This is a genomic window from Amycolatopsis ruanii, from assembly GCF_003385175.1.
GTDB classification, from domain to species: Bacteria; Actinomycetota; Actinomycetes; order Mycobacteriales; family Pseudonocardiaceae; genus Amycolatopsis_E; species Amycolatopsis_E thermalba.
This window is the reverse complement of record NZ_PQHY01000003.1, coordinates 22481-42599: the sequence shown is the minus strand read 5'-3', so window position 1 is coordinate 42599 and position 20119 is coordinate 22481. Positions and strand designations below refer to the sequence as shown.

Annotated in this window: 18 protein-coding genes and 1 pseudogene; 10 read left to right on the top strand and 9 right to left on the bottom strand. The window is 73.4% G+C overall.

Features of this window, described 5'->3' with window-relative positions; genetic code table 11:
- The first annotated feature begins 26 nt into the window (after nt 1-26).
- Nucleotides 27-608 (top strand): TetR/AcrR family transcriptional regulator, encoded by a 582-nt coding sequence (locus D0D28_RS02185; protein WP_240323047.1) that lies wholly within the window; start codon nt 27-29, stop codon nt 606-608.
- A gap of 20 nt (nt 609-628) precedes the next feature.
- A complete protein-coding gene (locus D0D28_RS02180) occupies nt 629-1018 on the top strand; it encodes a PPOX class F420-dependent oxidoreductase (protein WP_369806794.1) in 390 nt (129 codons plus the stop codon).
- Nucleotides 1019-1337: 319 nt separating this feature from the next.
- Here the strand turns inward: D0D28_RS02180 and D0D28_RS02175 are convergent, their stop codons facing one another.
- Complete coding sequence (locus tag D0D28_RS02175; RefSeq protein ID WP_116109524.1) at nt 1338-4520, bottom strand: BTAD domain-containing putative transcriptional regulator; 3183 nt, start codon at nt 4518-4520, stop codon at nt 1338-1340.
- Between the two features lie 74 nt (nt 4521-4594).
- Between D0D28_RS02175 and D0D28_RS02170 the strand changes: the two genes are divergently transcribed.
- The 3 genes and pseudogenes from D0D28_RS02170 to D0D28_RS36495 form a co-directional block, all read left to right on the top strand.
- A complete protein-coding gene (locus D0D28_RS02170) occupies nt 4595-5473 on the top strand; it encodes an NAD(P)-dependent oxidoreductase (RefSeq protein WP_094005075.1) in 879 nt (292 codons plus the stop codon).
- The gene (locus D0D28_RS02165; RefSeq protein WP_116109523.1) at nt 5470-6333 is read left to right on the top strand and encodes an NAD(P)-dependent oxidoreductase; all 864 of its coding nucleotides are present in this window, start codon (nt 5470-5472) and stop codon (nt 6331-6333) included. The genes D0D28_RS02170 and D0D28_RS02165 overlap by 4 nt, the downstream gene beginning before the upstream one ends.
- Nucleotides 6334-6418: 85 nt before the next feature.
- Nucleotides 6419-6575 (top strand): annotated as a pseudogene (locus D0D28_RS36495) (dihydrofolate reductase family protein); the annotation flags it as partial.
- 36 nt (nt 6576-6611) lie between these two features.
- Here the strand turns inward: D0D28_RS36495 and D0D28_RS02155 are convergent.
- Both D0D28_RS02155 and D0D28_RS02150 read right to left on the bottom strand, forming a co-directional pair.
- The gene (locus D0D28_RS02155; RefSeq protein ID WP_116109613.1) at nt 6612-7250 is read right to left on the bottom strand and encodes a GreA/GreB family elongation factor; all 639 of its coding nucleotides are present in this window, start codon (nt 7248-7250) and stop codon (nt 6612-6614) included.
- 8 nt (nt 7251-7258) lie between these two features.
- Nucleotides 7259-8518 carry an NAD(P)/FAD-dependent oxidoreductase gene (locus D0D28_RS02150; RefSeq protein WP_116109522.1) on the bottom strand — a complete coding sequence of 420 codons (1260 nt, stop codon included), beginning with the start codon at nt 8516-8518 and terminating at the stop codon, nt 7259-7261.
- Nucleotides 8519-8625: 107 nt separating this feature from the next.
- On the opposite strand from D0D28_RS02150, the gene D0D28_RS02145 reads away from it, so the two are divergent.
- Nucleotides 8626-10134 (top strand): PucR family transcriptional regulator, encoded by a 1509-nt coding sequence (locus D0D28_RS02145; RefSeq protein WP_116109521.1) that lies wholly within the window; start codon nt 8626-8628, stop codon nt 10132-10134.
- Between the two features lies 1 nt (nt 10135).
- Here the strand turns inward: D0D28_RS02145 and D0D28_RS02140 are convergent, their stop codons facing one another.
- The 4 genes from D0D28_RS02140 to D0D28_RS02125 all read right to left on the bottom strand — a co-directional run bounded on the left by D0D28_RS02140 (nt 10136) and on the right by D0D28_RS02125 (nt 12988).
- Nucleotides 10136-10795 (bottom strand): cation transporter, encoded by a 660-nt coding sequence (locus D0D28_RS02140; protein ID WP_240323046.1) that lies wholly within the window; start codon nt 10793-10795, stop codon nt 10136-10138.
- Nucleotides 10792-11130 carry a Cd(II)/Pb(II)-sensing metalloregulatory transcriptional regulator CmtR gene (gene cmtR / locus D0D28_RS02135; protein WP_094005070.1) on the bottom strand — a complete coding sequence of 113 codons (339 nt, stop codon included), beginning with the start codon at nt 11128-11130 and terminating at the stop codon, nt 10792-10794. The genes D0D28_RS02140 and cmtR overlap by 4 nt, the downstream gene beginning before the upstream one ends.
- Nucleotides 11131-11258: 128 nt before the next feature.
- Complete coding sequence (locus D0D28_RS02130) at nt 11259-12338, bottom strand: MBL fold metallo-hydrolase (protein WP_116109519.1); 1080 nt, start codon at nt 12336-12338, stop codon at nt 11259-11261.
- A gap of 47 nt (nt 12339-12385) precedes the next feature.
- Complete coding sequence (locus tag D0D28_RS02125) at nt 12386-12988, bottom strand: TetR/AcrR family transcriptional regulator (RefSeq protein WP_094005193.1); 603 nt, start codon at nt 12986-12988, stop codon at nt 12386-12388.
- A 277-nt stretch (nt 12989-13265) separates the two neighbouring features.
- On the opposite strand from D0D28_RS02125, the gene D0D28_RS02120 reads away from it, so the two are divergent.
- Entirely contained in the window at nt 13266-14279 is a 1014-nt protein-coding gene (locus tag D0D28_RS02120; RefSeq protein WP_094005068.1) for a TerC/Alx family metal homeostasis membrane protein, read from the top strand.
- Nucleotides 14280-14393: 114 nt separating this feature from the next.
- On the opposite strand, the gene D0D28_RS02115 is transcribed toward D0D28_RS02120, so the two are convergent.
- Entirely contained in the window at nt 14394-15386 is a 993-nt protein-coding gene (locus D0D28_RS02115; protein WP_116109518.1) for an ester cyclase, read from the bottom strand.
- Nucleotides 15387-15562: 176 nt separating this feature from the next.
- Between D0D28_RS02115 and D0D28_RS02110 the strand changes: the two genes are divergently transcribed.
- On the top strand, nt 15563-16900 hold the full coding sequence (locus D0D28_RS02110; protein WP_116109517.1) for an MFS transporter: 1338 nt from the start codon (nt 15563-15565) through the stop codon (nt 16898-16900).
- Between the two features lie 8 nt (nt 16901-16908).
- On the opposite strand, the gene D0D28_RS02105 is transcribed toward D0D28_RS02110, so the two are convergent.
- Nucleotides 16909-17862 carry a LysR family transcriptional regulator gene (locus tag D0D28_RS02105; RefSeq protein ID WP_116109516.1) on the bottom strand — a complete coding sequence of 318 codons (954 nt, stop codon included), beginning with the start codon at nt 17860-17862 and terminating at the stop codon, nt 16909-16911.
- 72 nt (nt 17863-17934) lie between these two features.
- On the opposite strand from D0D28_RS02105, the gene hisD reads away from it, so the two are divergent.
- Together hisD and D0D28_RS02095 are read left to right on the top strand one after the other, a co-directional pair.
- Nucleotides 17935-19263 (top strand): histidinol dehydrogenase, encoded by a 1329-nt coding sequence (gene hisD / locus D0D28_RS02100; protein WP_116109515.1) that lies wholly within the window; start codon nt 17935-17937, stop codon nt 19261-19263.
- Entirely contained in the window at nt 19263-20117 is an 855-nt protein-coding gene (locus D0D28_RS02095; protein ID WP_116109514.1) for a carbon-nitrogen hydrolase family protein, read from the top strand. The genes hisD and D0D28_RS02095 overlap by 1 nt, the downstream gene beginning before the upstream one ends.
- The last annotated feature ends 2 nt before the right edge of the window (nt 20118-20119 follow it).

Below are 20119 nucleotides of genomic sequence, written 5' to 3'. Positions count from 1 at the left end.
ATTCCAGTACGAGCTAGACTGTGGTGGTGAGCACTTCCGCACGACCGCGTCGGCGCGGCGACGCCGAACGCAGCATCGCCCGCATCGTCACCGCCGCCCGGGAGGTCCTCGGCCGGGATCCGGACGCGAGCATCGACGACATCGTGAAGGCCGCCGGGGTCGGCCGGATGACGCTGTACGGGCACTTCCCGAACCGGGCGGCGCTGGTCGAAGCCGCCCTCGCCGACGCGCTGCGGGCCGGGGAGGAGGTCCTGTCCACGGTTGACCTCGACGGCGACGCGCGTGACGCGCTGGCCCGGCTGATCGCCCCCAGCTGGGCGCTGGTGGCCGAGTCGACGAAGCTGCTGCAGGCCGCCGAGGGGCTCCTGCCGGCGGCCCGGATCCGCGAGCTGCACGGGGAAGCCGCCGACCGGGTCGAGGACCTGATCCGAAGGGGGCAGCGGCAGGGCGTGTTCCGGACCGACCTGCCGATCACGTGGCTGGTCAACGTCGTGCACTACGTCCTCAACGGAGCGGCGGAGGAGACCCGCGCCGGGCGGCTGAGCGCCGACGACGCGCCGGGCGTCGTGGCCGCGACGGTCCGGTCGTTGCTGTCGGACTTGCCTTGACGTGCGCGTCAACCCGCAGAATGGCGCCGGTGTTCACACGAGCAGAACTGGATTACCTCGCCACGCAGCGCATCGGACGGCTCGCCACGGTGTCGCCCGGCGGGCAGGTGCAGAACAACCCGGTGAACTTCTTCGTCGACGACGGCACGATCGTCATCGGCGGGCACGCGCTGGGGGCGTCGAAGAAGTTCCGCAACATCCAGCGGGGCAGCACGGTCGCGTTCGTGGTGGACGACCTGGCGAGCGTGGACCCGTGGGTGCCGCGGGGCATCGAGGTGCGCGGCACGGCGGCGGCGCTGACCGGCCAGGAGCCGCCGGTGCCGTACTTCTCGCGGGAGACCATCCGGATCACCCCGGAGCGGATCATCGCCTGGGGACTGGACGGCCCCAGGGTGAGCCGCAGAGCGTGACCCGGCGCGGCACCTGCTGAGGAACCGAGGGCGATGGAGGGCCGCAACGGGCGCGTGCGCGCGCCGCATGGGGCTTTGTGGCGCTGCTGGGCGAGTGCACGCCGCGCGTGGGCTTTGTGGCGTGGCGCGGATGCGCGCCGCGCGACGCGGCACGGTGCGCGTGCCCGCGGGACCTTGTGGCGCTGCGGCGGCGTGCACATCCGGTGGGTTGCCGCGCGCGTGCGCATCCGGCGGGGCCTGGTGGCCCTGCCGCGCCGCAAGGCCCCGCGCCTTGACGGGCCCCTCGGTGTTCGGCTTCCGCGCCGTCGCGGTGCGTTCCTTACGCGGGTTGGGTTTCCGTGATCAGCTCCTCCAGTTCCAGCCGGGCGCCGGTCTCGTGTTCGGTGGTGTAGGTCTTCTCGCCGAGGGCTGTGCGGGCCGCGTGTTCGATGCGGTCCACGTCGCCGCGTTCGGCGGGGGGCAGGGGGGCTCCGACGGAGCGGCGGGAGACGTCGGCGGCGCCCAGCAGCCGTGCGGCCAGTGCGTGATCCCCGGCCAGGGCGTGCGCGCCGGCCAGGCCCTCCAGCGCCAGCGCGACCGCCCGCGGGTCCGTGCCGCGCCGGGCGATCTCCAGCGCCCGCCGGTGCCAGGTGAACGCGCCGTCGGCGTCGCCGCGCAGCTCGGCCACGAAACCGAGCTCGTCGCACACCAGCGTGTTGCCCGGCTCGTGTTCGACGAGCCCGTGCCACTCCAGCAGCACCCGCAACTGCCGCTCCGCCTCGTCGAGCGCGCCCTCCCGGCGGGCCCCCAGCGCGAGACCCGTGCGCGCGTACATCTCGCCCGGCGTGAACCCGCTCTCCACCGCCACCCGCCGCGCCCGCTCGTGCAGGCGCCGCGCCTCCGCGAAATCCCCGGCGAGCAGCGCGGTGCGGCCCAGCCACGACAACTGGTAGGACACCTCCGGCCACAGCCCCAGCTGTTCGGCCCGCTCCAGGCTCTCGGTGTGCAACCGCTCCGCGTCGGCGTAACGGCCCTCGAACGACGCCAGCGTGCCCAGCACGAACGACGCCTGCACCTGCCCCCACCGGTCACCGACCTCGGCGAAGATCGCGGCGCTCTCCGCCGCGGCCGCGGACGCCCGGCCCAGCTCGCCGCGCGCGATCAGCTGGCTGGCCGACTCGGCGAGCCCGGCCGCCGTGCCCCAGCGGTCACCCAGCGCGGCGAACCCGTCGAGAGCCGCTCCGGTCAGCTTCGACGCCCCCGCCAGATCCGCGACCGTGCCCAGCACGTACCCGAGGAACCACAGCGCCCGCGACCGCACCGCCACGTCGGGAATCCCCGCGGCCTCCTCGGCCACCGCCGGGTAGACACGCCCGCCGGCCAGCACCTCGAGCCCCGCCAGCCACGCCCGCGCGGCGGCCCGCCGGCCGGGCGCCACCTCACCCGGCACCGCGAGCGCCGCCCGCAACGACCGCAGCGCCTCGCCCAGCCGCCCGCGCAGGAACCAGTACCACGCCAGGCTCGTCACCAGCCGCAACGCCTCGTCCGCAGCGCCCTGCCGGACGAGCGTGTCGAGCGCCGCGCGCAGGTTCGCGGCCTCCGCGTCCAGCCTCTCCAGCCAGTGGCACTGACCGCTGCCGCGCAGCAACGGATCGGCCCGTTCCGCGAGCGCCGCGTAGTACCGCGCGTGCCGCGACCGGACCGGCTCGGCCTCGTCCGCCTCGATCAGCCGCTCCAGGCTGTACGCGCGCACCGACTCCAGCAGCCGGTACCGCGGGCCCAGCTCCCCGTGCTCGGACACCACCAGCGACCGGTCGACCAGCCGCCCCAGCACGTCGACCACCGTGCCCGGCTCGTCCCCGCACACCTCCTCGGCGGCCTCCAGCCCGCACCCCTCGGCGTGCACCGCGAGCCGCCGCAGCGCCCCGCGCTCCGAAGTGGACAGCAGCTCCCAGCTCCAGTCGATCATCGCGCGCAGCGTGCGCTGCCGGGCCGGCGCGCCCCGCGCCCCGGTGGCGAGCAACCGGAACCGATCACCCAGGCGCGCGAGCAGCTCGTGCACCCCCAGCGCCCGCACGCGCGTGGCCGCGAGCTCCAGTGCCAGTGGCAGCCCGTCCAGGGTGCGGCAGATCGCGGCGACCGCGTGCACATTGCCTTCGGTGAGCGCGAACCCGGGCGCCGTGGCCGCCGCCCGCGCGACGAACAGCCGCACCGCGCTGAACTCGCGCACCGACGGCAGCACCTCCGCGGCCGGCCGCTCCGGATCGGCGTGGCCCGCGGCGGGAATGCCCAGCGGCGGCACCGTCCACAGTGTCTCGCCGGTGAGGCCGAGCGGTTCCCGGCTGGTGGCGAGGATCCGCAGGTCCGGCGCCGCGGCGAGCAGCCGGGCCGCCAGCGCGGCGACGGGCTCGACGAGGTGCTCACAGTTGTCCAGCACCAGCAGCAGCCGCCGGCCCCGCACCGCATCCGCCAGCCGCGCCGTCAGATCACCGGCGTCGTCCCGCACCCCGAGCACCGCGGCGACGGCTTCGGCGGGCCGCGCCGGACCGTGCTCGTCGAGCCCCGCGAGCTCCACCAGCCACACCCCGTCGGGCGCGGTCAGCCCCGCCGCGATCTCCAGCGCCAGCCGGGTCTTCCCGACCCCGCCCGGACCGGTCAGCGTCACCAGCCGCGACCGCTCCAGAACCTGCCGGACCTCCCGCACCGCCGTCTCCCGGCCGATCAGATCCGTCAGCGGCACCGGCAGGTTCGACCGCGCGGCCGCGGGCGGCGGGTCCAGGGCCGGGTCCTGCCGCAGGATCGCCTGCTGCAGCTCGCCCAGCTCCGGCCCCGGCTCCAGGCCCAGCTCGTCGGCCAGCCGCTCGCGCAGATCCGTGTAGGACGCGAGCGCCTCACTCTGCCGCCCCGACCGGTACAACGCCCGCATTTGCAGCGCCCGCAACCGCTCGCGCAGCGGGTGCTCCGCCACGAGATCACCCAGCTCGCCCGCCAGCTCCGCGTGCTCGCCGAGCGCCAGCCGCGCTTCGGCCAGCTCCTCGACCGCCGCCAGCCGCTCCTCCTCCAGCCGCTGCGCGTACCCGGCCGCGAACGGTTCCTCCGCGAAATCCGCCAGCGCCGGCCCCCGCCACAGCGCCAGCGCCTCCCGCAGCAACGCGGCCGTGCTCGCCGGATCCCGGCTCGCCTTGGCCCGCCCCACCAGCGCCCGGAACCGGCGGGCGTCCACGGCGTCCTCCGGCACCCGCAACGCGTAGCCCGGCGGCTGCCGCACCACCAGCTCGCGGGCGCCCGGCTCGGCCCGCTCCAGCGTGCGGCGCAGCTGCGAGATCTTCGTCTGCAACGTGTTGGCCGGGTTGCCCGGCAGCCGCTCGCCCCACAGGTCGTCGGCCAGGCGCGCCACCGAGACCGGCCTGCCCTCGTGCACGAGCAGGTCGGCCAGCAGCGCGCGCACCTTGGCCTCCGGCACCGCCACCGCGGCGCCGGAGGCCGCCTGCACGGCGAGCGGACCCAGCACTGAAAACCTCACGGAAGCGACAGTAGCGGGCACCACCGACAGAAAACCGTGCGTGAACCGTGCGAGGCCACCGGCACGGTGATCACATGACCACAGACAAGCCATCCGTCACGGTGCTCGGCCTCGGCGCCATGGGCACCGCACTCGCCGGAGCGCTGCTGTCCGCGGGCCACCCGGTGACCGTGTGGAACCGGACCGCGGCCAAGGCCGACGCCCTCGTCGAACGGGGCGCCGCGCGGGCCGCCAGCCCCGCGGAGGCCGTCGCCGCGAGCCAGATCGTCGTCGCGTGCCTGCTCGACTACGACTCCGTCCGCGAGGTGCTCGGCACCGAGTCCCTGCGCGGCCGCACCCTCGTCAACCTCACCAACGGCACGCCCGGCCAGGCGCGCCGGTTCGCCGAGTGGGCCGCCTGCCAGGGCGCCGACTACCTCGACGGCGGCATCATGGCCGTGCCGCCGATGATCGGCACCCCGGCCGCGTTCGTGCTCTACAGCGGATCGGCCGGCGCGTTCGACCGCGCCCGCCCCGCGCTGGACACCTTCGGCGAAAGCATCTTCCTCGGCGAGGCCGTCGGCCGCGCCGCGCTGACCGACATCGCGCTGCTCACCGGCATGTACGGGATGATCGCCGGCTCCCTGCAGGCCTTCGCGCTCGTCACCGCCGACGGGGTGCCCGCCACCGACTTCGCGCCACTGCTGACCCGCTGGCTGCAGGCCATGAGCGGCTGGGCCGACGGCGCCGCGAAGCAGCTCGACAGCGGCGACTACGCCACCGGCGTCGTCTCCAACCTCGGCATGCAGGCGGCCAGCTTCGACAACCTCCACCGCACCGCCGACGAGCAGGGCGTCCACTCCGGACTGTTCGCGCCGCTCGGCCGGCTCATGCAGCAGCGGGCCGCCGACGGCCACGGCCACGAGGACCTCACCGGAATCATCGAACTCCTCAGGAAGGACGACAACGCATGACCAGCACGACCCTGATCGGCCTGGGCCCGATGGGACAGGCCATGGTGCGGGTGCTGCTCGACCACGGCACCGAAGTCACCGTGTGGAACCGCACGAAGAGCCGCGCCGACGACGTCGTCGCCCGCGGCGCCGGTCTCGCCGCCACCCCCGCCGAGGCGGTGAAGGCGGCCGAGCTGGTGATCCTCAGCCTCACCGACTACCAGGCGATGTACGACGTGCTCGCCGACGCCGGCGAGGCACTGGCCGGACGCGTCGTGGTGAACCTCAGCTCGGACACCCCGCAGCGCACCCGGGAAGCGGCGGCGTGGCTCGCCGAACGCGGTGCGACCCTGGTGGCCGGCGGGATCATGGTCCCGGCGCCGCTCGTCGGAGCGGAGGCCTCCTACGTCTTCTACAGCGGGCCCCGCGACGTTTTCGAGGCGCACGAGCCGGTGCTGCGGCACATCGGCCGGCCGGAGTACCTGGGGGAGGACCACGGCCTGGCGCAGCTGTTCTACCAGGCCGCGCTCACGATCTTCCTCACCTCGCTGTCGTCCTACCTGCAGGCGTTCGCGCTGCTGGAGGCCGAGGGCGCCGAGCCGGAGCGGCTGGTGCCGTTCGCGAAGGAGGCCGCGGGGCTGGGGGCGACGTACCTGGACGAGACCGTGGCGCACCTCCGCGCGCGTACCTACCCCGGCGACCTGAGCACGGCCACCATGATGGGCGCGACCGCGGACCACATCGTGCAGGCCAGCCGGGACGCGGGCGTGGACCTCGCCCTGCCCGAGGCCGTCAAGTCCCACTACGACCGCGCGATCGCGGCGGGCCACGGCCGGGACAACTGGACCAGCCTGTGGGAGGTCGTCGCCAAGCGCCGGTGATCGGTGACGGATTTTTTCCGGCGGGCTGTCGAATCCGGTGGTGCTCGATCGATGCAGTGGTGACAGCACCGCCGGATCCACCGCGGCCGCCTACGAGATCAAGGGCCGCGAGCAGGGCGAGGCCACCGCGATGCTGCTGGGGCGGGTCAGCTACCAGGCGTTCTCCCCGGTCTGGCCGGGCATGACCGAGGAGTTCGCCGGCTACCACGCGATGCCGAAGTACGTCGTGTCGGCGACGCTGCCCGCCAGTCCTGCTCGAACGGGATCCAGAAGCTGGTCTACGACGTGGTCCGGTGATCCCGCCGGGGTTCTCCGGCGGACCGCTGGTGGGCGTGGCGCCCGTAGGGCACGGCGCTCACCAGCGTCACCCGCACCGTCGCGCCGCTGGGGACCGGGTACGTCCGGGACTCGCCCTGGCGGGCGCCGGTCAGGGCGCGGCCCAGCGGGGAGTCGGGGGAGTAGACCTCCAGGTCGTCGCCCGCCCCCTCGCGCACCCCGAGGAGGAAGGTTTCCGTCTCGGGGTCGTCGTCGAACCGGACGGTGAGCACCATGCCGGGTCCGGCGATGCCGTCGTCGGGCGGGGCCTGCCCGACGACGGCGCGGCGCAGCAGGTCCTCCAGCTCGCGGGTGCGCGCTTTCCGCCGCCGCAGCCCGGTTTCCCGGTCCTCCGGGTCGTGGTCGTGTGCGGCGCGCAGCGCGGTCAGCTCGGCACGCAGGCGCGCGTATGCTTCCTCGGTCAGCCACACGGTGTCCATCGGGTTTCCTCGTTCGTTCGGCCGGGCGGCGGTGCGCCGCCGGAGCAGGGTGGCGTTCGCGTCGCCGGCGAAACCGGCCGCGACGCGCAGCAGGATGTCTCGTTCCACGCGCAGCAACGCGTTCTCCGCGCGGAGGAACTCCAGGTCCTCTGTGGATCCCATCGGCCGGCTCACCGCAGCGGGTCGAACGGCCGCAGTGCTTCCGGCTGTTTGCCGGTGACGATGCGCTCGGCGAGCAGCTTCCCGGTGACCGGCCCCTGGGTGAAGCCCCACATGCCGTGCCCGCCCGCGACGAACACGCCCGGCTCGGCGGTGGCGCCGATGACCGGGAGCCCGTCGCTGGTGACCGGTCGCGGGCCCACCCAGGTGTCGCTGCGCTCGTCCCAGCGCACGCCCGCGAAGAACGGGGCCGCCGACCGGACGATCGCCTGCACGCGCCGCTCGTCGGGTGGATCGTCGGGACCGCGGAACTCCATCGTCCCGGCCACCCGCATCGCGTCCCGGTAGGGCGTGCACGCGACGCGGACGGTGGGCAGGTACACCGGCTGCCGCAGCGGTGTCTCCGTCGGGACCGTGAAGGAGTAGCCGCGCCCGGCCCGCACCGGTACGCGGACGCCGAGTTTCCCGGCCAGGCGGCTGATCCAGGCTCCCGTCGCGAGGACGGCGACGTTGGCCGAGAAGCTCACGTTGTCGCGGGAGACGACCGTGACCGCGTGCCGGTGGTGGCGGATCGACCGCACGTCGAACCCGGCGCGGATCGTGCCGCCGCGGTGGCGCACCGAGTCGGCCAGCGCCCGCACGAACCGCGCGGGGTCGACGGGACGCTGGCCGGACAGCTGGATTCCGGCTCCGGCGCGTTCGGACAGCTGCGGCAGGCGCGCGCGGACCTCGCTCGCGGTCAGGCTGGTGTGATCGGCCCGCGCTCCGGCCGCGGTGAAGCGCCGCAGCTCGGCGAGCAGTGTCGCGGCCTCGCCTGCCGAGCCGAACACCGCGGTGACCGGGGCCTCGACGGTCTCGGCCACCACGCCGCCGCGGGTGAGGGTGTCGAAGGCGTCGAGGCAGTCGTCGTTCAGCGCCACGCCGGCGGAGACCACCCGGCGCCACGCGGGCCAGGTGCAGTGGGCGGCGAAGCGCAGCAGGAACGACCACAGCGCCGGGTCGGCGGTCCGCGGCACGTGCAGCGGCGCGTCGCGCTGCAGGAGCGAGGCGAGCCCGGCCCGCCGCACGCCGGGTTCGTTGAGCGGGATCGCGAGCCCCGGCGAGAGCCAGCCGGCGTTGCCACACGACGCGCCCGCGGCGACGCCCTTGCGGTCCAGCACGGTCACCCGCACCCCGTGTTCCTGCAGGAACCAGGCCGTCGACAGCCCGACGATCCCGGCGCCGACCACGACGGCGGAGCGTGGTCCCGCACCTCGAGCGGCCTCGTTCACCGGCAACCTCCCTGACTCGGCGTTCCGACCCGAGCATCGCGCCGCCGAGCCGGGCACAGGGTGTCCCGAACGCACAATTTGCCGGATTCGGTTTGTAGGATCCGCACATGGTCAAGCTCGACCGTCTGATCACGATCCTCGGCACCTACGGCGCCCGCCTGCTCGGGACCGCCGACCGCGAGGTCGAGCTGCGCAGCGTCGCCCTGCACGACCCGGTGCGGCAGGAGTCCGGGGTGGGCGACATCTTCCTCGCCGTCGGCGTGCCCACGGTGTCCGAGGCGATCCGGCTCGCCCGGCAGGCCCGGGCGGTGGTGCTGGTCGTGCGCACCACCGAGGAGCCCGCGCCGGACCCGGACGGGATGGCCGTGCTGGTGGCCGACCCGAGCGTGTCCTGGAGCCAGGTCGCCGGCGTGGTGTACGGGCTGGTGCTGGAGGGGCGCGAGACCGAGTCCGGCCGCGGCCCGGCCGACCTGTCCGCCCTGGCCGACACCATCGCCGCGGCGGTCGGCGGACCGGTCACCATCGAGGACCAGCTGTCCCGCGTGATGGCCTACTCCAGCGAGCAGCGCGAAGCCGATCCGGCGCGGCACGACACCATCCTGGGCCGCCGCGTGCCGGACCGGGTGCGGGCCCTGTTCGAGCGGCAGGGCGTGTTCACGCACCTCGCCCGCTCCGACGAGCCGCTGTTCGTGCCGGCCTCACCCGAGCACGGGCTGCACGGCCGCTCGGTCGTCGCGGTCCGGGCGGGCCGGGAGCTGCTGGGATCGGTGTGGGTGTCGTGCACCGCGCCGCTGGACGCCGCGCGGGCGCGCATCCTCACCGACGGGGCGCGCACGGTGGCGCTGCACCTGCTGCGCTGGCGGGTCAGCGCGGACCTGGAGCGGCAGGTCGAGTCGGAGCTGGTCATCCAGCTCCTCGAAGGCGATCCGGACGCGGACGCGGTGATCCGGAAGCTGGGCCTGCCCGCGTCCGGGCTGCGGGCCGTCGCGGTGCAGGCGCACACCGAGGCCGAGCGCAACGCCGGTCTGCTGCTCGCGTTCGAGCGCGCCACGACCGGCTTCGGGTGGTCGCGCGTCGGGCGCAGCACCCTGTTCGGCAACACCGTCTACACCGTGCTGCCCGCCGCCGATCCCGCCCCGGCGTTCCACTGGGTGCGGCAACTCGTCACCGGCCTGCCCGCGCACCTGCGCGTCACGGCCGGGGTGTCCGGGGAGTGCGAGGTCGCGGAGCTGCCGGCCGGCCGCCGGGAGTCCGACGAGTGCCTGACGTTGCACGACCGCCTCGGCCACACCGAAGCCGTGTGCTACGACGATTCCTGGCACCAGGTGCTCCTGCAGCGCCTGCGTTCCGCCGCGGCGACCGGCCGGATCCCCGCCCGCGGCCCGGTGGCGCGGCTGGCCGGACACGACGCCGCGCACGGCACCGAGCTGCTCCCGACGCTGCGGGCCTGGCTGGAGGCCCAGGGCGACCTGGCCCGCGCCGCCGCCGCGCTGGACGTCCACCAGAACACGGTCCGCAACCGTTTGCGCCGCGTCACGGCGGCGGTCCCCGGCCTGGACCTCACCGACCCCGCCCGGCGGCTGGCGATGCTGATCGCGCTGGCCGTGCACGAGTAGGTCAGCAGCAGTGCTCGCCGCGCCAGGCTTCGCGGCCTTCCTTCACCGCCACCGCGGCGATGACCAGCGCGACGACCGGATCGGCCCAGGACCAGCCGAACAGCGAGTTGAGCAGCAGCCCGATCAGCAGCACGCCGGACAGGTAGGTGCAGAGCAGGGTCTGCTTGGAGTCGGCGACCGCGCTGGCCGAGCCGAGTTCCCGGCCGGCGCGCCGCTGGGCGTTGGACAGGAACGGCATGACCAGCAGCGACACCGCGGCCAGCGCGATCCCCACCGTGGAGTGCTCGGCCGCCTCGGCGCCGAGCAGGCCGCGCACGGACTCGACGGTGACGTAGGCGGCCAGCGCGAAGAACGACACCGCGATCACCTTCAGCGCCACCCGCTCGCGGGCCTCCGGATCGGCGCCGGAGAACTGCCAGGCGACCGCGGCGGCCGAGGCGACCTCGATCACCGAGTCCAGCCCGAACCCGATCAACGCCGTCGACGAGGCGACCGTGCCGGCCGAGATGGCGACCACGGCTTCGATGACGTTGTAGGTGATGGTGGCGGCGACCAGCAACCGGACGCGGCGCTCGAGGGTGGCTCGCCGCCCGGTGGGGGCGGCGGCAGGGGCGCAGCAGTCGTCTTGCGTGGTCGCGGGCGGGTTGCGTGGCTCGGTCATGCGGTCACGCTCGGGGCCGGCTCGTCCAGGCAGGGCTCGCCGGTGTCCACCGCCAGCACGACGTGCACCAGCTCGCTCAGCGCCTTCTCCAGGTGCGGGTCCGCCAGCTCGTACCGCACCTGCCGCCCCTCGTAGGAGGCCACCACCAGGCCGCACCCACGCAGGCAGGCCAGGTGGTTGGACACGTTCGAGCGGGACAGTCCCAGCTCCGCGGCCAGCCGTCCCGGGTAGCGCACGCCGTCCAGCAGCGCGACCAGGATCCGGCATCGCGTCGGGTCGGCGAGCGCGCGGCCCAGCCGGGCCAGCGCGGCGCCCCGCGTCTCACAGGTCAGCACACGGCGAACAGTACAGCGGACGCTGACATGACGGCAAGGGGCACGGGGCCGGCGGTGATCGGCGCGGGCGCGCTACCCGGGCCGCACCCCGGCGTGGGAACGTCACTCTCGTCCGGAAGTGCCGGGGGTCAGCGGCTGAGCGGGATGCGCATGAGGTCGTTGCCGACGATCACCTCGCCGTCGAAGCCCCGGCTCGCCTGAGCGTGCCAGGACGCGTCGGGGATCGCCTTGAGGCCGGGCGCCAGGTGAGACAGAACGAGGGTGCGGACGCCGGCCGGCTGGGCGATCTCGCCGCAGAGGCGGGTGACGTCGGAGTGGCTCTCCCGGTGGTGGCGCAGCTGTTCGGGGGTGAGGCCGCCGAACTGTTCGACGATCCGCAGGTCGATCGCCTCGTGCACGAGGATGTCGGCGCCCCGGGCGAGGGTGACCATGTTCGGGGTGATGGTGGTGTCGCCGCTGATCACGACCGAGCCGTAGGCGGTGTCGAAGCGGAAGGCGAACGACGGGAACACCGGCGGGTGCCGCACGAGGATCGCGCTGACCGACACGTGATCGTCGGCCACGACCGGGAACGGCCGCATCGGCGGGGCCATCTCGCCGAGCGGGCTCGCACCGACGTCGGGCACCGCGATCTCGTGCACCCGGTACAGATCGCGGATGTCGGGCCAGGCCTCGTCGCGCATGCGGAGGTTGACGTCGTAGGCGGTGGCGGCGAGCGAGTTCGCGAAGAAGCCCGCCAGCCCGGGCGTCGGGTTGCCCGGCTCGACGGTGCCGGCCGGCTTGCCGGACGAGGGCTCGGGCAGCGCGCCGGCCGGGCCGGGGCCGTAGAAGTCGATCGGGTGGGTCAGCCCGTTGACACCACCGAACCGCAGCCACAGCAGCGTGTACAGGTCCGCCAGGTGGTCGGAGTGCAGGTGGGTGACGAAGACCTTGCCGAGCGTGCCGATGTCCACACCGGACTGCTGGAGCCGGCCGAACGCGCCGTGCCCGAAGTCGACGAGGTAGGTGCGCCCGTCGACGACGAGCGCGGTGGCGATGCCGGAGCGGCCCGCCATCGGGACCGGGCCGGCGGCGGTGCCGAGCAGTACGAGATGGGCGCCGGTGCGGGGGACCGCGGTCTCGGCGGCGGCCTGCCCGGCGCCCAGGAAGGGGAGGGCGCCGGAGACCGCGGCGGCGGATTTGAGGACGCGGCGGCGGGAGATGATCACGAAGCCGACGATACCCGTGGGTATTGAATACCGGCAAGTATCGAAACTCAGCGGATCAGGCCGCGCAGCGTGGTCGTGAAGACGGCGGCCACGGCGGCCCGGTCGACCTGCTCCGGATCGGTGCCGTGCTCCAGCGCGAGCCCGAGCCGCAGCGACTGCAGCGTCAGCGCGATCTGCTCCGGGGGCACGGCGAGTTCGATGCCGTACTCCTCGCAGGTCCGGGCGACCTGGGCGGCCAGCTCGTCGCGCAGCGCCCGGCGCACCTCCACGTAAACCGCACGCACGGCGGGATCGTGACCGGCCTGCTGGCCGATCTCGACCAGCAGCCGCCCCCAGGTGTCCTGCTCGACGATCCCGCGGGCGACGACCTCCGCGATGTCCTCCACGGCCCGCTCCGGCGCCTTCCCGGCGCGCAGTTCGAGCGCGCTCGCCGCGAACCGGGTGCGCACGTGCTGGTCGATCAGCTCCGCGAGCAGAGCCTGCTTGCTGGCGAAGTTGGAGTACACCGCACCCTTGGTGAACCCGGCGGCGTGCGCGATCTCGTCCAGCCTCGCCGCCTGGTACCCCCGCTCGGCGAACACCTTCGCGGCGGCCTCGAGCAGGCGCCGCCGCACCTCCTCGCGCGGGACGCGGGGAACCGGGCCGCTCATGTCGTCCTCGTCCGGGGCGCTGTGCACATGCGCAGGACGATACTTCCGGTATGCGCGCCGCGGATTCGCCTGGCAGCCGCTACTTCGGGTGCGCACACCGCATCCGGGTGACCACTCTTTACAGTCATGTCCGCTTTGCCGGATACTGGATCGCGAGGGGAGTACTTCCCAAGGTCCTGACCGGTCAGTACGGACACCCGTGTGTCCCCGGCAGGGCGCCCGGTCTCACCGGGTGAAGGAGACCTCGGACGCTGACCGTGTTCGAGGAGGCCCCTCCATGCCGGACCATTCCGCTGTCGCCGCTGCCGCGCCCATGTCGTCGATCGGCACGCCCTGGCTGTGGGGGATCAGCATCGCGGTGCTGCTGGCCCTGCTGGTGACCGACTTCCTGGTCACCCGGCGGCCGCACGAGGTGTCACTGCGCGAGGCCGCTGGGTGGTCGGTGTTCTACCTGACCCTGCCACTGCTGTTCGCCTTCTGGCTGTGGAGCGCGTTCGGCGGGCCCCAGGCGCTGGAGTTCGCCACCGGGTTCGTCGTCGAGAAGTCGCTCTCGGTCGACAACCTCTTCGTCTTCATGCTGCTGCTCGCCGCGTTCGCCGTGCCCGTCGAGGTGCAGCAGCGGGTGCTGCTCTACGGCATCGTCGGCGCGCTCGTGCTGCGCGGCATCTTCATCGCCGCCGGTGCCGCCCTGCTGCAGGCCGGCACGTGGGCCTTCCTGGTGTTCGGTGCGATCCTGTTCGTCTCGGCGATCAAGATCCTGCACGAGGCCCTGCGCGGCCCGGAACTCGAGCGCGACGTGTCGCGGATGCGTTCGGTCCGGCTGCTGCGCAAGCTGATGCCGGTCACCGACGACTACCGCGGCACGCGCCTGGTGGTCCGGGAACGCGGACGCCGCGCCCTGACGCCGCTGACGCTGGTGGTGGTGGCCGTCTTCGCCACCGACGTGGTGTTCGCCGTCGACTCGGTGCCCGCGGTCTACGGCATCACCGAGGACCCCTACCTGGTCTTCACCACCAACGCCTTCGCGCTGCTCGGCCTGCGTGCGCTGTACTTCGTGCTGCACACCGCGCTGGCCAAGCTCGTCCACCTCAACCACGGCCTGGCCATCATCCTGGCCTTCATCGGGGTCAAGCTCGTGCTGCACTGGGCGCACGAGGTGTGGCCCGGGGTGCCGACCATCCCGACCCCCGTTTCGCTGCTGGTCATCGTGCTGATCCTCGCCACGGTCACGGTGACCAGCCTGCGCTCCCGCAACCGCAGCGAGGAACCCGCCACGCGGAGCCGATCATGATCGACACCCTCGTCGACGCCGGCCTCATCGCCCTGCTCGTCGTCGCCACCATCATCACGGCCGCGGTCCTGATCACCGCCCGGCCACCACGCTGACCGGGCGGCGCGATCAGGGTCAGTAGATGTTCGTGTCGGTGAACGAGCTCTCGTGGCTGTTGATCTGCGCCCGCAGCGCGATCTGGTCGAACACGCGGATCTCGCGGGTGATCCGGCCGCCCTGGACCAGGAACTGCGACACCCCGATCAGGTCGACCGGCTGCCCGGTCAGCGGGCCGAACTCCGGCACGCCCCGGTAGGAGCCCTTCATCACCCACAGCACGGCGATGCGCAGCCCCGCGTACCGCTCGGCGTAGTTGGTCTGGATGTCGCGCACCTCGAACCGCGCGTCCGGGAACGGGGCGACCTGGTTGAGCAGGTCGCGCTGGTAGCCGTCCGGGCGGAGGACCGTCCGGTCGCCGATCGTGTGCAGGAACAGGTCGCGCGGCATGAAGTCGGTGACCTTGTGCAGGCGCCGCGCGTTCCACACCTCCTCGATGAACTCCAGCACCATCTCGCACTCGGGCCGGTGGTCGTCCGGGCGCGGCCCGCTGTCGCCCGCGGTCAGCACGTCGGCCGGGGCCGGCTCGGTCATCGAGCCCTCGTACCCGCGGAACCGCAGGCCCCGCGCGACCTCCGCCGGGTCCAGCCCGAGCTGCAGGCAGTCGGCGAGGTCGTCGCGCACGACCCATTCCTCCACCATCCCCCCGCGGCGGTAGAGGCAGTTGGCGATGGTGCGCTTGCGGATCGGCGCCGGTACGCCGTTCACGATGTGCGTGTCGGCGGAGAAGACGAGGTGCGAGCTGAGGAAGGCGTCATCGCCGCGGGCTTCCCACACCACGTCCTCGGCCTGGCCCACGTGTTGCGGCACCTGCGCGATCCGCATCAGGCTGCCTTCGATCACCCCGTCCCGGCCGACGACGGTGCCGAGGCCACCGTGGACGATCGAGTCCGGCTCGTAGTTGTCCACGATGTAGGAGATGTCGCGCTGGACCCAGATCCGGTCGGTGACTTCGCGGATGAAGTCGTCCGGGTCCTCGTAGGGCTGGTAGGCGACCGGATCGAGGGGCATGGCTGGGTCCTTTCCGTGCAGCGGGCCGGGGCACGCTGACTGTATCCGTATGCATGATCGTCGGCAAGAGCGAACTCCCCGCTGTGATCTGCGTCTTGACCGCACCACGTCACACACCTATGTTGCTCTCCATACGTATGCAAACGGCTCAGCCGTTGTGGCACAATGGAGGTGTCATGTCCACCGTCGCGCCGACCACAGCCGCGCCCGCCGACGCGCCCGGACGCCGGAAGGTGATCCGCCGGACCATCGTCGCCGGCAGTATCGGCAACTTCGTCGAGCAGTTCGACTACGGGTTGTACGGCTACATGGCGCCCGTCCTCGCCGCCTCGTTCTTCCCGGCGAGCGACCACACCGCCAGCGTGCTCAGCGCCTACGCGGTGATCGCGATCGCGTGCCTCGTCCGCCCGCTCGGCGGGACCATCCTCGGCCGCTGGGGCGACCGGTTCGGCCGCAAGAAGGTTCTGCTGTGGACGGTCGTGTTCATGGGCATCTCGACGGCCGCGATCGGCGTCCTGCCCACCTACGACCAGATCGGCCTGGCCGCGCCGCTGATCCTGCTGGTGCTGCGGGTCGTGCAGGGCATGGTCGCGGGCGGTGAGTACGTCGGCGCCGTCGCGTTCGTGGTCGAGTGGGCCGAGCCGCGCCGCCGCGGGTTCTACACCTCCTTCGCGTCCAACAGCTGCTTCCTCGGCATCCTCGCCGGGGCCGGGGTGGCCGCGTTGATGAGCGCGGTGTTCACCGACGAGGCGCTGCGCAGCTGGGGCTGGCGGATCCCGTTCCTGGCGGTGCTGCCGCTGTGCCTGGTCGGGGTCTGGCTGCGGCGCCGGATCGAGGAGTCGCCGGAGTTCGTCGCCGCCACCGACCACGGCACCAACGTCGTCGCCGCGCCGTTCCGCGAGGCGCTGCGGTCCCAGTGGCGGCCCATCCTGGTGTTCTGCGGCGCCTCCATCATGCTGGCGATCCTGTCCTACACCTGGGTCACCTTCTACCCGGAGTACCTGTCCGAGACGCTCGGCCTGTCCAAGTCGGCGGCCTGGCTGTCCAACATGATCTCGGTCGCCGTGCTGATCCCGCTGCTGCCGCTGGCCGGCTCGATCTCCGACCGGATCGGGCGCAAGCCGATGCTCGTCATCGGCGCGCTGTGCTGCATCTTCCTGGTGCCGCTGGCGTTCTGGGTCGGCCAGTCGGGCACGTTCGGCGGCGCCGTGGCCAGCCAGCTGATCTACATCATCCCGGAGTTCTTCCTGACCGGCATCGTCACCGTGTGCGCGGCGGAGCTGTTCGCCACCCGCACCCGGTTCAGCGCCAGCTCGATCGCCTACAACAGCTCGTTCTCGATCTTCATGGGCATCACGCCGTTCGTCGCGACGCTGCTGGTGTCCACCTTCGGCACGATCTACGCCGTGTGGGTCTACCTCGCGGTGGCGGCCGTGCTGGCGCTGGTGGTGATCACCTTCTTCATGACGGAGACCTACCGCAGCGAGCTGTCGGCCGACAAGTTCGCCCGCTGAGTTCTCCCTCAGGGCACCGGCGGCTCCTCCCGCGCGGGGAGGGGCCGCCGGTGTTCGAGCATCTCGTTGCGCATCAACAGGTCCACGGCGAGCCGGGCGAGTTCGGCGGTGGCGGGGGAGAGCCTGCTGTGCCGCCGCCGGACGAGCGCGAACGTGTTGTGCAGCGGCGGGTCGAAGGTCGTGGTGTGCAGGCGCAGCCCTTCGGTGCGCAGGAGCCGTTCGGCCACCGCCCGGGACAGGAACGTGTCCCCGAGCCCGCGCGCGACCAGGTGCAGCGCCGCCTGGGCTTGCTCGACCTCGAGGAACGGCTCCAGCCGCACCCCGGCGATCTGCGCCCGCTCGGCCAGCTGCAGCCGGTCCGGGTCCGCCCAGCCCACGTGCGCGTCGTAGAGGACGAGCCGCCGCGCCGCCATGGTCGTGATGTCCACCGGCGTGGCCACGTGCGCCGGGTCCGCCGACACGTAGAGCACCTCGTCCCGCGCCAGCGGCGTGACCTCCAGCCCGGACGGGGTGACCGGCAGGACCACGATGCCCGCTTCCAGGTCCCCGGCCGCGACCGCTTCGGCCACGCGCGCGGCGTTGACCCCGACCAGCCGGACGCGCACGTCCGGGTGCGCGGTGGCGAACCGCTCGGCGAGCTCGGCCAGCAGGTAGAAGTCGGCGTTGCGGAACAGGCCGAACGAGGCCACCCCGCCGGTCAGCCCGCGCACCGCCCGCACCGTGTCCTCGGCGTTCTGCGCCGCGCTCACCGTCTGCTGCGCGTGCGGCAGCAGCTGCGCGCCCGCGGGGGTGAGCGTCAGCTTGCGCCCGCCGCGGTGGAACAGCTGCAGACCGCACTCCTCCTCCAGGCGGCGCACCAGTTCCGAGACCGCCGCCTGCGTGTAGCCGAGCGCGTTCCCGGCCGCGGTGAAGGAACCGAGTTCGGCGGCCGCCACCAGGGCACGCAGCTGTGTCAGTGTCACAAGGAAAGGTTATAGGTGTCCCAACGGAAGACAAGGTGGTCCTGTGGCCGGAGCGGAACTAGCTTTCCGGGCATGTACTTCACCGAAGCCACCCAGCGCCGCTTCGCCGGCCGGTTCACCGTCGTCAAGGAGCCCGCGGCCGGCGGCGCCCCCGCCCAGCGCGACCCGGGCGTCATCGACACCGTGACGCGCATGCTCGGCCGGATCCGCGCCGAGGGACTCGATGCCGTCACCCGCTACGCCGCCGAACTCGACGGCTACGACGGCAGGCCACTGGAGATCTCGCGCGAGGAGATGCGCCGCAGCGGCGAGGCGCTGCCGGACGACCTGCGCGCGGCCATCGAGCTCGGCGCCGCCCGCACCCCGGCGTTCGCCAAGGCGTCCCGGGACGCGCTCAAGGACCTGGAGATCGAACTCGAACCGGGCCTGGTCGCCGGATACCGCTACGTGCCGGTGCAGCGCGTCGGCGCCTACCTCCCGGCCGGCCGGTTCCCGCTGACCGCGAGCGCGTTCATGACCGTCGGCGTCGCCAAGGCCGCCGGGGTGCCGTCGGTGGTGGCGTGCACCCCGCCGCAGCCCGACGGCGGCCCGAACCCCGCCGTGCTCTACGCCGCGTACGTGTCCGGAGTGGACCGGGTCTTCCTGCTCGGCGGGGTGCAGGCGCTCGCGGCGATGGCCTACGGCCTGGTCGGCGACGCCCCGGTGGACATGCTCGTCGGCGCGGGCAACGCGTTCGTGGCCGAGGCCAAGCGGCAGCTGTTCGGCACCGTCGCGATCGACCTGCTCGCCGGACCGTCCGAAGTGGCCGTGATCGCCGACGAGACCGCCGATCCCGAACTCGTCGCCGCCGACCTGCTCGGCCAGGCCGAGCACGGCCCGGACTCGCCCGCGGCGCTCATCACCACCAGCGCCGAGCTGGCGGCGCGGGTCGCCGCGGAGGTCGACCGGCAGCTCGCGACGCTGTCCACGGCACCGATCGCCGGTCCCGCCTGGCGCGACCACGGCTCGATCACGGTGGCGGCCGACCGGGAGACCGCGGCCGCGCTCATGGACGACCTCGCGCCCGAGCACCTGGAGATCCAGACCGCCGACGACGACTGGTACCACACGCACCTGACCGCCTACGGGTCGCTGTTCCTCGGGCCGTGGAGCACCGTCGCCTACTCCGACAAGGGCATGGCCGGGACGAACCACGTGCTGCCCACCGCGGGCGGCGCGCGGCACAGCGCCGGGCTGTCGGTGTCCCGGTTCGTCCGGCCACTGACCTACCAGCGGGTCGCCCGCGAAGCCACGCCCGCCCTCGCCGACGCGGTCGAGGTCATCTCCGCCTCGGAAGGCATGGCGGCCCACCGCGCCACCGCCACCCTGCGCACGCAGCGGCTGGCGCTGCAGGAGGTCTGATGGGACGGCCGCTCACCCTCGCGCTCGCCCAGGTCCCCGCCTGCCGCGACGTCGACGGGTTCGCCGAGCACGTCACCGCCACGCTGCGCCGGTTCCCGGGCACCCGGCTGCTGGCCTACCCCGAGCTGCACGTGACCGGAGAGTCCGATATGGACGCCGAGCCGCTGACCGACGGGCCGCGGCACCGGTGTTTCGCCGAACTCGCCGGGGACCTGGGCGTGTGGCTGTGCCCGGGCACTGTCGCGGAGCTGGGCGCCGACGGCCACGTCTACAACACGGCCGTCGTGTACTCGCCCGGGGGTGAGCAGGCCGCCGCCTACCGGAAGGTCTTCCCCTGGCGCCCGCACGAGCCGTTCCGGCCGGGCCGTGAGTTCGTGGTGTTTCCCATCCCCGGGGTCGGCCGCGTCGGGCTGTCCGTCTGCTACGACGCCTGGTTCCCGGAGGTCACCCGCCACCTGGCGTGGCTGGGGGCCGAGCTGGTGCTCAACGTGGTCCGCACCGACACCGCCGACCGCGCCCAGGAGGTCGTGCTGGCCCGCGCCAACGCGACCGTCAACCAGCTGTTCGTGGCCAGCGTCAACGCGGCAGGCCCGACCGGCGCCGGGCACTCGGTGCTGGCCGGGCCCGAGGGGCAGGTCCTCGCCGCGCTGCCCGGCTCCGGCGCGGGCGTGCTCACGGCGGTGATCGACCTGGACACGGTGACCGCGGTGCGCCGGCACGGCAGCTTCGGCGTCACCCGGGTGTGGGAGCAGATGCGGGAGGACGACGAGCCGATCCCGATGCCGCTCTACGGCGGCGCGCTCACCCCGTGGGCCTGGGCCGCGGCGGAACGGCGGCGCACCGCGCCGTCGTGAGG